Origin of the sequence: Caenimonas sedimenti (genome assembly GCF_007833165.1) — a bacterium.
GTDB classification, from domain to species: Bacteria; Pseudomonadota; Gammaproteobacteria; order Burkholderiales; family Burkholderiaceae_C; genus Ramlibacter; species Ramlibacter sedimenti.
Window position 1 is genome coordinate 62819 of record NZ_VOBQ01000015.1, and the last position, 13649, is coordinate 76467.

The following is a 13649-nucleotide window of genomic DNA, read 5'->3' on the forward strand; positions in this document are numbered from 1 at the left end:
GCGCTCTCGCGAATGCGCCCGCCCGTGGTTGCCTTCGTCGGACTCGGCGCGAACCTGGGCGATGCGGCCGCCGCGCTGCAGGCCGCGCTGGCCGCTCTGGGACAGTTGCCCGGCACGCGCCTGCGGCGGGCCTCCCGGATCTACCGCAGCGCGCCAGTCGATGCCGGCGGACCCGACTTCCTCAATGCGGTGGCCGAGGTGGAGACTTCGCTCGCGGCTCCCGACCTGCTGGCCGCGCTGCAAGGCATCGAAAGCGCCGCCGGCCGCGAGCGGCCGTACCGCAACGCCCCGCGCACGCTGGACCTGGACCTGCTGCTCTATGGCGACGGCAGCATCGAAAGCCCGGTGCTGACCGTCCCCCATCCGAGGATGCGCGAGCGCGCGTTCGTGCTGCTGCCGCTGGCGGAACTGGCGCCCGCGCGGGTGGCAGCGCGCGACCTGCAAGCCGTCGCCGGCCAGCGCATCGAGCCATTACCTCCCACGTCATTGCCGCGATGACCCCATGGCCCGAACATCGGGTCATCGATTCATCAACAACGGAGGTTCCCAAATGACAGACACCGGACTCATCGCCCTCGCGTGCGGCCTCATCATCGGCCTGGGCGCCATCGGCGCGTGCATCGGCATCGGCAACATGGGCGGCCGTTTCATCGACGGCGCCGTGCGGCAGCCGGAACTGATGGAACCGCTGCAAGTGAAGATGTTCCTGCTGGCCGGCCTGATCGACGCCAACTTCCTGATCGGCGTTGGCGTGGCGATGATGTTCGTGTTCGCGAATCCGTTCGCGAAGTAGCGTCAGAACCAGCCCACCAGGCCCGACTGCTCCGCGTTCTGCGGATTCGAGCCGGCATCGCGCACGCGCTGCAACGCATCTTCTTCCGGCAGGCCCAGCGCCTTCAGGATGCAAGCGGCGGCCGTGCCCGTGCGGCCGATGCCGGCGGCGCAGTGGAGCATCACGGCGTCGCCGCGCTTCAGCGCATCCACGACCTGGGCCACGTCTTGCCGGAAGCCGGCGGCGTCCTCCGGCACGCCGAAGTTGCGCATCGGGCTGTGCAGCCAGCGAAAACCGAGGCGGCCGGCCACGACGGCGGCGTGATAGTCGGGGGACAGCTCGGCGAGTTCTTCGCGCGGGGTCAGGCACACCACGAGCGCCAATTCGCTGCGTTCCGCCTGCGACTCGAAAGCGGGCCAGCTGGCGAAGCGGCCCGGCATCGCACCCAGCCAGAGTTGGCCGGGGACGGACTCGGGCAGGCGGACAGGGCGCAGCGACATGGCAAGAGTCTGCGTCAGCGGCCGCTCGAGCGCTGCTGGTTCACCGCGAGCTCCGACACCGGCGCGGCGCGATTGCCCCACGACGTACGGACGTAGGTCAGCACGGCGGCCACGTCCGCGTCCGACAGCGTCAGCGCATAGGGCGGCATGCCGTAGGGCCGCGGATTGCCCTGCGTGGCGGGGGGGAAGCCGCCATGGAGCACGACCTGCACCAGGTTCGCGGTGGATGCCATGGTCACCGCCCGGTTGCCGGCCAGCGCCGGATAGGTGCCCGGCTGTCCCTTGCCACCCTCGCCGTGGCAACTCATGCACTGGTCGGTATAGATTTTCGCCCCGCGATCGCGCACCGGCGCGGCCGGCAAGGCGACTTCACGCGGATCGGTGTCCGTCGGCGCGGGCGGCAGGCTCTTGAGGAACACCGCCATGGCGCGGATGTCGCCCGGGTCCAGGTGCTGCGTGCTGTGCAGCACGACTTCCGCCATCGGTCCGAGCACGGTGGCGCGCGGCGAGATGCCGGTCCGCAGCAGCTGCTCGATCTCGGCGAGCGGCCAGTCCGCCAGGCCGGCCTCGGTGGGCGAGGCCAGCGACGGTGCGTACCAGTTCTGCATGGGGATGAGGCCGCCGGAAAGATCCGTCAGCTCGCCACCCGCTCCCAACGCATTGCGCGAGGTATGGCACGCACTGCAGTGGCCGAGGCCCTGCACCAGGTAGGCACCGCGGTTCCACTCGCGGGTCTGCGCCGGGTCATCGACGTGCGTCGCCGGCCGGAAGTACATGGCGCGCCAGACAGCCAGAGCGGCCTGCGTGCTGTAGGGCCAGCGCAGGCGGTGCGCGCGGTTCGGCTTGTTGGCCGGCGGCAGGCTGCGCAGGTAATCGAACAGGGCGTCGGCATCGGCGCCGGTGATGCGGGTGGTGTGCGTGTAGGGGAAGGCGGGGTAGAGCAGCCGGCCGTCGCGCGACCGGCCCTCGTGCAGTGCGCGGCGGAAGTGCGCCACCGACCAGCCGCCGATGCCGGTCGCGGTGTCGGGCGTGAGGTTGCTGGAATAGACGGTGCCGAACGGCGTGTCGACGGGCCGGCCACCCGCATACGACGTGCCGCCGCGCTCGGTGTGGCACAGCATGCAGTTGCCGGCCCGTGCCAGGTAGGCGCCGCGCGCGACCTGTTCCGCCGTGGGGGGCGCGCCGGGCGGCAGGTCGTGCAGCTTGCCGCCGCCCCAGAAGTTGAACATCCACACCAGCAGGCCGAGGCCGGCGAGGCCGAACAGCAGCGCGAGCAGCAGGCGCTTCATCATTTCGGAGCCGGCACGACGTAGGCAGTGCCGCAGCGCAGGACGGGCGGATCGTCCGCGGTGGCCGCGGCCTTGCGCGCCGGCTTCCGGCGGGTGGGTTTCGGTGGCTTCGGTGTGACGACCGGCTCGGCGGCGAGCCAGGCCGTCACCGCCAGCACGTCGTCGGGTGCCAGCCGCCGGGCGATGTCGGCCATGCAGTCGGGCGCGTGCGCGCGCCGCTGCCCGGTGCGCCAGGCCCCGAGCTGGGCATTCAGGTAGTCGCGCGGCAAGCCCAGCAAGCCGGGGACGTTCGGGGCCACACCGGTGAGCGTCGCGCCATGGCAACTTGCGCAAGCGGGCAGGCGGCGCTCCCTGTCGCCTTGCTGAGCCAATTGCCGGCCGCGCTGCAGCACGTCGGCCGGCGCGGTGGAAGCCGCGGGTTGGGGGTAGGGCACGTCCTGCCGTGCGAAGTGCCGGGCGATGTCGAGGAGGTACTCGTCCGAGAGCGGATCGAGCAGCATCGTCATCAAGCCGTAGTGGCGGCGCCCATCGCGGAAGTTCAGCAGCTGGTTGTAGAGGTAGCCCTCCGGCTTGCCCGCGATGCGGGGGTAGTAGCCATCGGGTCCGGCCCGGCCCTCCTTGCCATGGCAGCTGGTGCAGGCCAGGGTGCGCTGGGCCATGCTGTCCTCGAAGCGCACCGGTGTGGATGCCGGCGGCGCAGCGGGCGCGGGCGCGCCGGCCACGGCCGCAGCCCAGCCGGCGAGCACAAGGAGAGCAAGCCTTCGCATCGCGGGACTATGCCACCGATGGCCAACGCGCTCCGCACGTGCCCGCCACATCCTCACAAGGCGCGGCGCCGCGTCCTACAAAACAGCCCTTGCCCGCCACCTATGTTGGGGCCATGAACCTCTATCGACGCTCCGCCAAGCCGCGGCCGCAGGCCGACAACGTGCGTGGCCGCCGGCCGCCGCCCGGCCCCGAACCTGGCGAAGGCACGAACAGCGTGCAGCACCGGCCCGACCCCAAGGCCGAGCCGATCCCGGACGGCGAGCACAAGTACGTGCCGCGCAGCCCCTATCGAACCGGAAATTACTGAGGCGCCTCAGTCCCCGAGGACGACGTCCGAGCACGGGTACGCCACGCACGGCAGCACCCAGGCGCCGCTCGCACGTTCTTCCGGGAGCAGGCCGGGCCATTCGATCCGGTAAGTGACCGCGCCCTCATGCAGCGGCCGCAGGCACGAGCGGCAGGTGCCATTGCGGCACGCGTGGGGCAAGGCGATGCCCGCGGCCAGCGCGGACAGCAGCAGTGTCTGCTCCGCCGGCGCGGCGAAGCCGCGGCCGGAGGGCGCCAGCGACGCGGCGTGCAACTTCCCCGATTCGGCCATCGGCCCATGATAATCGGCGCACAACAACGACCAAGGGTTCCCGCGATGGCCTCCAGCCTGTTCGCCCTCCTCGACGACATCGCCACGATCCTGGACGACGTCGCCGTCCTCACCAAAGTGGCCGCCAAGAAGACTGCCGGCGTGCTCGGCGACGACCTCGCGCTGAACGCGCAGCAGGTCACCGGCGTCGCCGCCGACCGCGAATTGCCCGTGGTGTGGGCCGTCGCCAAGGGCTCGGCGGTGAACAAGGCCATCCTGGTGCCGGCGGCGCTGGCCATCAGCGCCCTTGCACCATGGGCCGTCATCCCGCTGCTGATGATCGGCGGCGCCTTTCTCTGCTTCGAAGGGTTCGAGAAAGTGGCGCACCGGCTGTTGCACAGCAAAGCCGAGGACGAAGCGCACCACCAGGAGCTGACCGAAGCGCTGGCCAACCCGGCCATCGACCTGGTGGCGCTCGAACGCGACAAGATCAAGGGGGCGATCCGCACCGATTTCATCCTGTCCGCCGAGATCATCGTCATCAGCCTGGGCACGGTGGCGCAATCGAATTTCACCACCCGGGTCGCGGTGCTGGTGGGGATCGCGGTGCTGATGACGGTGGGCGTCTACGGGCTGGTGGCGGGCATCGTGAAGCTGGACGACTTCGGGCTCTACCTGAGCCGCAAGGCATCGGCGGGCGCGCAGGCGGTGGGCCGGGGTATCCTGGTGGCCGCGCCGTGGCTGATGAAATTCCTTTCCGTGGCTGGCACCGCCGCGATGTTCCTGGTGGGCGGCAGCATCCTGGCGCACGGCATCCCGCCGCTGCACCATGCGATGGAAGCGGCAGCACACGCCGCGGGCGCCATGGGCTGGCTCGTGACCATGCTGCTCGATGCGCTGGTCGGCATCGTCGCGGGCGGGCTCGTGCTGGCGGTCGTGACGCTGTTCCAGCGGCTGCGCGGAGCCAAATCCGCGCACGCCTGAAGGCCCACGCGCAGAACCGTAGGCACCCTCCTACGGCGCTTCGCGCGGGCGACGGATATGGCCGGCTGGCTCTTCCTCCAACAATGGCTCTTCTCTTCGAGAGGGAGTCCGTCATGCCCGATATGCAACAACCCCAACCGGGTTCCGCCAGCCTGTCCCTGGCCGCGCTCGATGCCGCGTCGCGCTGCCTGGACGACGACTACGCGCTCGGCTGCGAATGCGCCGACCCGCGTCTGCAGATCGAACGCTGGGCCGAAGCGCCACCCTCCGCCGGAGAGTTGGGCTGAAGCACTTGCTGACAGCGGCGCTCCTACAGGCGCCGCGGGCATCGCCCCACTTGGTGCATTCGGGTTTCTACCTAACCTGGGTCTCAGTCGGCTGAAACACGCCGGCAGTGTTCAACAGCCCACCAGGGCTACCCACAGAAGGAGTGAAGACTCATGCAATCGACCAAGAAGACCCTGACCACCCTCGGCGTTGCCGCCGCGATGGCCCTCGGCGGCATCGCCGTCGCCCAGACCAGCGCCGATTCCGGCACCAACGTGAACGACGCCAGCAGCGCGACCTCGACGATGGGCGCGGGCGCGGCCCCGAGCACGAGCGGCAGCTCTGACCTGGGCAGCACGGCCACGAACAACAGCGCGACGACCGACACGTCGACGATGGGCTCCAGCTCTTCGACCACCTCGCTGGACGCGAGCGCGCCGGTGGCGCAGGTGGACCGCAACTAAGCCAGGCCACTTCAAGTCCCCATCGGGCACCGCCCGATGGGGCTATCCTTCAGAAACGCCATGGACGACAAGAAAGCCGACCAGAACAAATCCGAATTCGTCGACGCCCTGCAGAAAGGCCTTCTGCTGGGCGTCGCCCTGCTGGTCCTGGTGCTCCCGCCGCTGCGGATGGCCCAGTCGCCGCGCGCTCCGGCGCCGCCGACCGCGGTGGCGACGGCACCCCAGGCCGTACCGGCGCCCCAGGAAGCCCCGGCGCCTGCACCCGAGAGCCCCGCCAATCCGCGCAGCCCGCTGCGCCTGGCCGATTTCAATGGCGAAGACCCATCGCCCGAAGTGCGCCATGTGGCGAACTGGGCGCACCACGTGGGCGACCACAAACAGCAGGCCTTCGTGATCGTCGACAAGAAGGATGCGCGCGTCTACGTGTTCGGCCCGGACGGCAAGCTGCGCGAGAGCGCACCGGCGCTGCTCGGCTCGGCCCATGGTGACCACAGCGTGCCGGGAATCGGCGACAAGCCGTTGTCCGCCATCACGGCCGAAGAGAAAACCACGCCCGCCGGACGCTTCAAGGCCGAGCCCGGGCTGAACGCGGGCAACGAGGACGTGGTGTGGGTCGACTACGACGCCGCCGTGTCCATGCACCGCATCCGCCCGCTGGTGGCCGCCGAACGCCGCCTGGAACGCCTGGCTTCGCTGACGGTCGACGACAACCGCATCTCGTTCGGCTGCATCAACCTGCCGGTGAGTTTCTACGAGAACGTGCTGGTGCCGGCCGTCAAGCGGCATGGCGCCGTCATTTACGTGCTGCCCGAAACGAAGTCACCGCAGCAGCTGTTCGGCTCCTTCGACGTGGAAGACGTGCGCCAGTTGGCGCAGCGGAACCCGCGCCGCACCTAGCCTAGGTTCGGCGCCAGCGGACCCCAGCAATTCCGCCAAGCTCGTCTTTACAGTTACAAACCATTGCGCCGCCCCCGCGGCGCTTGCTAGCATCCTCTCCAGCCGAGCTGGCCGTCGCCAGCCGGAGGACGCGCGAAGTTGCGCGGGGGGACTCGGATGCGGGGCAGAACCGCGGTCTGGCGTTGCCGGGCCGGTGTGGTCGTGTTGTCTTTGGCGGCAGCTGCCGCCGCTTTCGCCCAGGCGCCGTCGGCGCCGCGCGAAAGCCCACCCAGTTTTTCCCAGGTTCGAAGCTCCAGCGAAGCCAGGCGCATGGTCGACTGGGTCCTGCGGCATGGCGACCACGGCGGCCGGCCCTTCGCGGTGGTCGACAAGCGGCTGGCGCGCATCTACGTGTTCGACGGCCAAGGCCGCCTGACCGGCGAGACCGCCGCCCTGCTGGGCCAGACCTGGGGCGACCACACGGTCCCAGGTGTCGGCGAAAGGGCCCAGACCGGCAGCGTCCGCCCCGACGAGCGCACCACCCCGGCCGGCCGGTTCGATTCCATGCCGGGACGCAACCTCAAGGGTGAGGCCGTCATCTGGGTGGACCACGCCAGTGCCTTCGCCATTCACCGCCTGCGGCCCGACGCGGCGCAGCGCGCGCGGCAGATCCGGCTCGCCACCGCGTCGCCCGACGACAACCGCGCCTCGCTCGGCTGCGTGATCGTGTCGGTGCGCTTCTACGAAGACATCATCGAGCCCACGCTGGGCCGCTCACGAAGCGTGGTGTACGTGCTGCCCGAAACCGGGCCGCTGCGTCTGCCGCTTCGCGACGAAAGCGCTGTCTGACACTGCGGCGCGCGTGGGGCCGACGATGCCTCAACCGCCCGTGACTCACTCTTGCATGTCGCCGAATTTGGCGCACCACAACCACGCAAGGAGTCAATCCACATGTCACGCTTCACGCATTTCTCGATCGCCGTTCTCGCCACCGCCGCCATGGGCGCCGCCATCGCGCAAAGCACGCCGCCCACGCCCAACGCTGCGAACCCCGCGCAAGGCGCCGGCCAGCAGAGCTCGCAGAACACCCCCATGGGCACGACCGGCACGCAAGCCGGCGGCGGCACGGCGGGCAGCACCAGCGGCACCACCGGCAGCACCATGAGCAGCGGCACCTCGGGCAGCACGGGCGGCTCCACCATGAGCAGCGGCACCTCCGGCAGCACCTCCGGCAGCACGGCCGGCTCCAGCACGATGGGCTCGACCGACACGACGGCCAGCGCATCCACCACGCGCCGCGCCCGCGCGGATCGGAATTAAACGGTCTTCACAAGCACAAGGACAAGGCCCGCGACGCGGGCCTTGTTTTCGACCGCTTACGTGGAAAGACGGGGCGTATCCGGGACGACCAGGCAGGCGCTGATGCGCCAAGCCTTGTCCTGCTGGCGCTGCAGCAGGTAGGTGACCAGCCAGGCCGAACCTGCGCTGTCGGTCATGCGAACGCGCTGGAACGCCATGGTGCCGTCGGACTCGGGCTTCAGGAACATCACCGATGCGGGGCGGTGCACCATGGGGTAGTGCGCGCGCACCATCGCCATGAAGTGCTCGGCGCTGTCGAACTTGCTGCGGATGGCTGGGTCCGCCAGCGCGAAGGCCTTGCCGGCATCGTCGGTGGCGAAGGCACGCAGTTGCTGCTGCACGACCTCGCGGACGCGGGTCACGTCTTCCTTCGGCAAGTCGGCGGCGAGCACACCGCCGATGAGCGCGCCGGCGAGCGCCAGCGCCCAGGTGACGGGCTGGTGGCGCAAGCGCGAAACGATCGGGTGCATGGGGTGCTCCAGTCGCAGGTGCAACGATGATGCCGCAAAGGGCCGGCCTGCGCCAGCCGCCAGTCAGGTGGTGCGCCAGTCGTTCTCGGCGACGATGCAGCCGCCGATGCGCCAGCTCATGTCCGGCTGCTGCACCATGGAGAACAGCGCCAGCCAGGTCTTGTCGTTGCCGTCGCGGATGGTGACGATCTGCAGCACCGTGCCCTGTTCTTTCTCGGGCGCCAGGAAGCCGAAGCCGGCGGCGCGGTAGACCATGGGGTAGTTGCCGCGCACCATGGCGAGGAAGCGGTCGGGATTGCCGATGGCTTTGCGCACCTCGGGCGTCGCCGCGGCGAAAGCGGCTTCCGCGTCGTCTTCGGAGAACGCCTTGAGCTGCTGCAGGATCACGGCGCGCACCTGCTGCACCTCGGCGTCGGGAACCGTTTCGGCCCGCGCCTTCAGCTGCATGCTGGCCGCCGCCAGCGCGATGCCGACCAGGGTGAAGAAGCGGAGGATCATGGGGCTCATGGCGGCATCTCCCGGGGCGGCGTTGAACTTGCTGCCAAGGGTAGGTGGGCCGCGTGGAGTTCAGCTGTAGGTGGACAGCGCGGGGGCGCGTGGGAAGGTCCACAGAGCGTGCCAATGGCGCGATGAGAGCGTGGTGAATGGGGGGAGGGTGCGCGGCGCAAGCCGCCGGGAAAGCCGCCGGCCCACTGGACAATGCTCTTGCTTTTTCGCTGGCGGTCGCGGAAAGCTCGATGCCTGTCTTGGTAGCGCGGGCCGGCTGGCTCTCGAAGTGGATTGGAGCGGTGGGGCCCTGGCGGGTGCGCAGGCAGGCAGGCCTTGCGGCTGTAGGCGCGGCCCGTCGAGCTGTGTGGGAGGTCCCGCGCCGGCAGGCGCTCAGGCGTCGCTGAGCAGCACGCGCAAGCCGCCTTCGGGCTCGAACCGGTCGTTGCGCCAGTGCAGCCGGGTGGGCCCGGGCAGTGCCCGCTCGCGCAACGAGTGCCGGGGATCGCCGGGGTAGCACAGCACCCGCTCGCCCTCCTGCTCGAACGGCTCGGGCCGGATGCAAGGCGGCTGCCGGGCTCGAGCCGCTTCCAGCACGGACGCCACGTTGCGGTGGCGCGCCAGGTGCGCGAGGCTCATGATCTGCGGCGGCGCCAGCTCGATGCCGCCCTCCCAGTACTGCGTGAGCGCCCGCCCCGGCGCCAGCCACAGGCTTTCGACGGCCTCATGCTGGTCATGCGCGGGCACCTGGCCCGGTGGCACCGCCGCGACGAAGAAGCGCGTGTCGAAACGCTTGCGCACCACGCCGCCGACCTGCGGCGTGACCCAGCGCGACCAGGGGTGCAGCGCGCCGGCCTGCAGCACCAGGCCCCAGGGCTCGAGCAACTCGCTGAACCGCGGGCCGGTGCGCAACGCCGCCCAGGCTTGCTGCGCCTGGGCGGGCGTGACCGGCGCGAACAGCAACCCGGTTTCCTCGAACACTTCACGGATCGCCGCGACGTACAGCGCGGCGGCCTGCAGCCCGTCGAGCTCCGGTTCGCCGAGCGCCGCGTGCAACGCAGCAGGCGCCGTGTCCAGGCGGTCGGCCCACTCGGCATCCTCCGCATCCACCTTGCCGCCCGGGAACACGTAGGCCCCGCCCAGCACGTCGGACAGGCCATGGCGCTTCAGCAGGAACACCTCCAGCCCGTCCGCGCCGTCGCGCAGCAGGACGACCGTCGCCGAGGGCAGGGCGGGCGAGCGGATGGCTTCGGTGGTGAGTTGCATGGGTGTCCTTGCGGGCGACGTTAGCAGAGACCATGCGACCCGCCGAGCACCTGGGGGACGCTATGCTTTGGTAGCACACCAACGTCCATCCCATGCACGATTTCACCGAAGCCATCTCCTATGCCACCGCGCACGAAGTCGCGTGGCCGCGCGACCCCCATGCCGAGCCGGCGCGCTGGGGCGTCCACCACGACGATCCGCCGCCCTTCAACCGCCTGCGCGGTCCCGTGCATGCGCGCGGCGGCGTCTCGGGCGTGATCCGCGTGGGCGGCCGGGAGGTCGCGGCCTGGGGGGAGCCGGACCGCGCCGACCTGACGTTCAGCGTCGCCAAGACCTACCTCGCACTGCTGGCCGGCCTGGCGCTCGCGCGCGGACTGATCGCGAGCGCCGATGAGACGGTGGCCTCGCGGCTGCCCGGCATCGGCTTCGACGATCCGCACAATCGCGCCATCACCTGGGCACACCTGCTGGAGCAGGTGAGCGAATGGCAGGGCACCTGCTTCGGCATGCCCGACCAGGTGGAGCATCACCGCAAGGTGGCGCACGACCCCAAGCCGCCCACCGGACGCAAGGGTGAAGCGCGCGCATTGCAGCCGCCGGGCAGCTACTGGGAATACAACGACGTGCGCATCAACCAGCTGTCGCTGGCGCTGCTGCACCTGTTCTGCCGTCCCCTGCCCGACGTGTTCCAGGAGGCGGTGCTGGGACCCATCGGCGGTGGCGCGGACTGGCGCTGGGTGGGCTACGACGATGCCTGGGTGGAGATCGACGGCCGGCGGATGCAGTCCGTGCCCGGCGGCACGCACTGGGGCGGTGGGGTATCGATCAGTGCGCGCGACCAGGCGCGCATCGGCCGGCTGCTGTTGTCCGATGGGCTGCACGAGGGCCGCCAATTGCTGCCGGCCGATTGGGTGCGGCGCATGCGTGAGCCTTGTTCGATCGCGCCGTTCTACGGCTGGCTGACCTGGCTGAACCGCGAGGGGCAGTTGTTCGCCGATGCGTCGCGCGCCAGCAGCTTCATGATCGGTGCGGGTGGCCACTACGTGTGGATGGAACCGGAGCACGACGCCGTGGTGGTCGTGCGCTGGCTGGACAGCGCGCGTGCGCCGGGTTTCGTGAGCCGTGTGACGCGCGCTTTGCGCGCGGCTTAGACGAAGCCGCTAGCGCCCGGCCTGCCCCTGCCGCAGCCGCTGCTGGATGGCCTGGCGCGTCGCGCGCACGTCGCTCGCGAAAGGGCTCTGCGGGTCGCTGGCCTGCTCGATCAGCGCCAACGCTTCGTGGTGGCGCCCGAGATCCGACAGGGTCTGCGCCAGGTTGTTCAGCACGATGATGGATTGCGGATGCCGCTGCTTCGCGCCACGCAGCACGTCAGCCGCCTGCGCCAGCGAGCCGCTGGCGTGCAGGTGGTTGGCCAGGCCGACCGCCGCCGGCAGGCTTTCGGGCCAGCGCTGCAGCGCGGCCGCGTAGCCACGCACGGTGGCCTGCACGTCGCCCCCACGCGCCAGGCCGGCGAGGGCGTCGAGCCAGCTGTCTTCGGTGGCCGTCGCCGCCGCTTGTTCCGGCGGCAGCACGGCCATGGCCCAATAGCCGCCCTGCATCCAGGTGCGCTCGAAAGCGGTGAACGACATCTCCTGGCGCGCCTGCGTACCGGAGCGCAGGAAGATGCTGCCGGTGGCGTAGTCGAAACCGTTGACGACGGCATAGTGCCACTGCGGGAAGATCGGCCCGACATCCTGCAGCACGACGACGGGATGCCCGGCGGCCACTTCGCGCAGCAGGTTGGCGAACTGCGGCGCGAGCTTGAAACTCACGCGCCCATGGCGGCGCGGCGTGGCCAGCATCTCGAGCTGCAGGCTGCCGCGCCGGGACGGCAGCCACACCTGCTCGACCAGCGCCTCCGGGCTGGCCACCACGCCGCTGTGACCCAACACGGTGGCCAGTGCGGCGGGGCCGCACTGGTATTCGTCCTGCGGAAAGAACGGGACGTCCGCCAGTTCCACCCGCTGCGGCACGCCGGCCGGCCAGGCGCCACGCAGGGCCATGGTCTGCGGCACCATGGATGCGCAGCCGCCCAGCAGCAGCGCGGCCAGCCAGAGCGCCAGCAAGCCCGCGCGATGCCAATGGTGCTTGTGCCCCTCCTCCATCGGGATCCGTCTCCTATTTGCGGATGGCGTAATACCAGATCAGCGCGGCGACTAGAACTACCGCCAGGATGCCCCAGCCACTGGCGGCGCCGGCGGGTGCCGCCTGGATGTCCTGCGCGAGGGTGCGAACTTCCTGGTCGGTCATCGCATTCACGCGCTCACGCGCGGCGGCGGGGTCCACGCCGGCCAGGCGCAGCTGGTCCCCCACTTCGGCACGTTCCAGCGCGCCCAGCACCAGCGCGCGCTCGGCCGTCGCGGGTGCGCCCGCGGCCTGCTCGGCGCCGATCAGCCCGGCTTGCGCCGACTGGAACGACAAGGTCATGAGCGACACCACGAGGGTGCGGCAAACCGCTCTCTTCAGGATCGAAGTCATCAAGGTCTCCAATGAGTGTTGGTGCCCTGCGGCATGCCGGGCACGAGGCAATTTACGCACTCCATGTCCTCAGCGGGGCCGACTTCGCCCCATGGAAACATTTCCCTACATGTGTTTCCGGCCGGTGTTGCGGTGGCAGGCCGGCCGTGCTGCGCCGGCCAGCCGTCGCGCCCTCACTCGTCGTCGCCGCTCAGCACGCTGCCGAGCAGGCCGCCGCCCACCAGGCCGCCGAGCACGGAGCCTTCTTCCTTGGAGCCGCCGCGCTGCGGTGCAGCCGCGAAGACGCGCGAGGCCAGGCGGGAGAACGGCAGGCTTTGCAGCCAGATGGTGCCAGGGCCGGTGAGCTTCGCGAAGAACAGGCCCTCGCCCCCGAACAATGCGGTCTTCACCTTGCCCACGTACTGGATCTCGAAGTTGACGCTCGGCGTGTACGCCACCACGCAGCCGGTGTCGACCAGCAGCGATTGCCCGGCCGCCAGCTCGCGCTTGACCACCGTGCCGCCCGCGTGCACGAACGCCATGCCGTCGCCGTCGAGCTTCTGCATGATGAAGCCTTCGCCGCCGAAGAAGCCGACCGACATCTTGCGCTGGAAGGCGATCCCCAGCGAGACGCCCCGCGCGGCACACAGGAAAGCGTCCTTCTGGCAGATCAGCGTTCCACCCATCTTGCTCAGGTCCATCGCCAGGATCTTCCCGGGGTAGGGCGCGGCGAACGCCACGCGCTGCTTGGCCTGGGCCTGGTTGCTGTACACGGTGGTGAACAGCGACTCGCCGGTCACCAGCCGCTTGCCGGCGCCCATCAGCTTGCCGAAGAAGCCACCCTGCTGGGCGCTGGCGTCACCGAACACCGTGTCCATGGTGATGCCGGCGTCCATGAACATCATGCTGCCGGCTTCGCCGATGGCGGCTTCGCCGGGGTCCAGTTCCACCTCCACGAACTGCATCTCCGCTCCGCGGATGTCGTAGTCGATCACGTCCATGGCCATGGCAAAACCTCCGTTGGTTGAAATGGATGAGTCGGGCGATGGTAGCGAACTCGGCCTTGCGCGAGAAT

20 protein-coding genes are annotated in these 13649 nt (G+C 70.0%); 10 read left to right on the forward strand and 10 right to left on the reverse strand.

Annotated elements, in window-relative coordinates; translation table 11 throughout:
• The first annotated feature begins 12 nt into the window (after positions 1–12).
• Both folK and atpE read left to right on the forward strand, forming a co-directional pair.
• Positions 13–498 (forward strand): 2-amino-4-hydroxy-6-hydroxymethyldihydropteridine diphosphokinase, encoded by a 486-nt coding sequence (folK, locus tag FN976_RS19065; RefSeq protein ID WP_145894649.1) that lies wholly within the window; start codon positions 13–15, stop codon positions 496–498.
• A gap of 52 nt (positions 499–550) precedes the next feature.
• Positions 551–793, forward strand: a complete 243-nt coding sequence (gene atpE, locus FN976_RS19070; RefSeq protein ID WP_145894650.1) for a F0F1 ATP synthase subunit C — start codon at positions 551–553, stop codon at positions 791–793.
• Positions 794–795: 2 nt separating this feature from the next.
• Here atpE and FN976_RS19075 read toward each other — a convergent pair whose 3' ends face one another.
• The 3 genes from FN976_RS19075 to FN976_RS19085 are packed head-to-tail and all read right to left on the reverse strand — an operon-like array spanning position 796 to position 3328.
• Positions 796–1272, reverse strand: a complete 477-nt coding sequence (locus tag FN976_RS19075) for a protein-tyrosine phosphatase family protein (RefSeq protein ID WP_145894651.1) — start codon at positions 1270–1272, stop codon at positions 796–798.
• Positions 1273–1286: 14 nt separating this feature from the next.
• Entirely contained in the window at positions 1287–2561 is a 1275-nt protein-coding gene (locus tag FN976_RS19080) for a c-type cytochrome (RefSeq protein ID WP_145894807.1), read from the reverse strand.
• Positions 2561–3328 (reverse strand): c-type cytochrome, encoded by a 768-nt coding sequence (locus tag FN976_RS19085; RefSeq protein WP_145894652.1) that lies wholly within the window; start codon positions 3326–3328, stop codon positions 2561–2563. Before FN976_RS19085 ends, FN976_RS19080 begins: the two co-directional genes overlap by 1 nt.
• A gap of 113 nt (positions 3329–3441) precedes the next feature.
• Between FN976_RS19085 and FN976_RS19090 the strand changes: the two genes are divergently transcribed.
• Entirely contained in the window at positions 3442–3636 is a 195-nt protein-coding gene (locus tag FN976_RS19090) for a hypothetical protein (protein WP_145894653.1), read from the forward strand.
• A 6-nt stretch (positions 3637–3642) separates the two neighbouring features.
• On the opposite strand, the gene FN976_RS19095 is transcribed toward FN976_RS19090, so the two are convergent.
• Complete coding sequence (locus tag FN976_RS19095) at positions 3643–3927, reverse strand: 2Fe-2S iron-sulfur cluster-binding protein (RefSeq protein ID WP_145894654.1); 285 nt, start codon at positions 3925–3927, stop codon at positions 3643–3645.
• A gap of 45 nt (positions 3928–3972) precedes the next feature.
• Here FN976_RS19095 and FN976_RS19100 point away from each other — a divergent pair, with 45 nt between their 5' ends.
• From FN976_RS19100 to FN976_RS19120, 6 genes are all read left to right on the forward strand, one after another.
• Positions 3973–4890 carry a DUF808 domain-containing protein gene (locus tag FN976_RS19100; protein WP_145894655.1) on the forward strand — a complete coding sequence of 306 codons (918 nt, stop codon included), beginning with the start codon at positions 3973–3975 and terminating at the stop codon, positions 4888–4890.
• Positions 4891–5003: 113 nt separating this feature from the next.
• Positions 5004–5177: a hypothetical protein gene (locus FN976_RS28930; protein WP_186511000.1), complete on the forward strand. Its 174-nt coding sequence runs from the start codon at positions 5004–5006 to the stop codon at positions 5175–5177.
• 153 nt (positions 5178–5330) lie between these two features.
• The gene (locus FN976_RS19105; RefSeq protein ID WP_145894656.1) at positions 5331–5621 is read left to right on the forward strand and encodes a hypothetical protein; all 291 of its coding nucleotides are present in this window, start codon (positions 5331–5333) and stop codon (positions 5619–5621) included.
• Positions 5622–5681: 60 nt separating this feature from the next.
• Positions 5682–6518 (forward strand): murein L,D-transpeptidase, encoded by an 837-nt coding sequence (locus FN976_RS19110; protein WP_145894657.1) that lies wholly within the window; start codon positions 5682–5684, stop codon positions 6516–6518.
• A 309-nt stretch (positions 6519–6827) separates the two neighbouring features.
• Positions 6828–7346, forward strand: a complete 519-nt coding sequence (locus FN976_RS19115) for a L,D-transpeptidase (RefSeq protein ID WP_255440596.1) — start codon at positions 6828–6830, stop codon at positions 7344–7346.
• Positions 7347–7448: 102 nt separating this feature from the next.
• The gene (locus FN976_RS19120) at positions 7449–7817 is read left to right on the forward strand and encodes a proteophosphoglycan ppg4 (protein ID WP_145894659.1); all 369 of its coding nucleotides are present in this window, start codon (positions 7449–7451) and stop codon (positions 7815–7817) included.
• Positions 7818–7873: 56 nt separating this feature from the next.
• On the opposite strand, the gene FN976_RS19125 is transcribed toward FN976_RS19120, so the two are convergent.
• The 3 genes from FN976_RS19125 to FN976_RS19135 form a co-directional block, all read right to left on the reverse strand.
• Positions 7874–8326: a DUF4864 domain-containing protein gene (locus tag FN976_RS19125; protein ID WP_145894660.1), complete on the reverse strand. Its 453-nt coding sequence runs from the start codon at positions 8324–8326 to the stop codon at positions 7874–7876.
• Between the two features lie 63 nt (positions 8327–8389).
• Positions 8390–8833, reverse strand: coding sequence for a DUF4864 domain-containing protein (locus tag FN976_RS19130; protein WP_145894661.1), 444 nt, complete (start codon positions 8831–8833; stop codon positions 8390–8392).
• Between the two features lie 372 nt (positions 8834–9205).
• Positions 9206–10078 carry an NUDIX hydrolase gene (locus FN976_RS19135; protein ID WP_145894662.1) on the reverse strand — a complete coding sequence of 291 codons (873 nt, stop codon included), beginning with the start codon at positions 10076–10078 and terminating at the stop codon, positions 9206–9208.
• Between the two features lie 92 nt (positions 10079–10170).
• Here FN976_RS19135 and FN976_RS19140 point away from each other — a divergent pair, with 92 nt between their 5' ends.
• Positions 10171–11229 (forward strand): serine hydrolase domain-containing protein, encoded by a 1059-nt coding sequence (locus tag FN976_RS19140; RefSeq protein WP_145894663.1) that lies wholly within the window; start codon positions 10171–10173, stop codon positions 11227–11229.
• A gap of 9 nt (positions 11230–11238) precedes the next feature.
• On the opposite strand, the gene FN976_RS19145 is transcribed toward FN976_RS19140, so the two are convergent.
• From FN976_RS19145 to FN976_RS19155, 3 genes are all read right to left on the reverse strand, one after another.
• Positions 11239–12222, reverse strand: coding sequence for a PA2778 family cysteine peptidase (locus FN976_RS19145; RefSeq protein ID WP_145894664.1), 984 nt, complete (start codon positions 12220–12222; stop codon positions 11239–11241).
• A 13-nt stretch (positions 12223–12235) separates the two neighbouring features.
• The gene (locus FN976_RS19150; protein WP_145894665.1) at positions 12236–12595 is read right to left on the reverse strand and encodes a PA2779 family protein; all 360 of its coding nucleotides are present in this window, start codon (positions 12593–12595) and stop codon (positions 12236–12238) included.
• A 173-nt stretch (positions 12596–12768) separates the two neighbouring features.
• Positions 12769–13581: a TIGR00266 family protein gene (locus tag FN976_RS19155; protein ID WP_145894666.1), complete on the reverse strand. Its 813-nt coding sequence runs from the start codon at positions 13579–13581 to the stop codon at positions 12769–12771.
• Positions 13582–13649 lie beyond the last annotated feature (68 nt).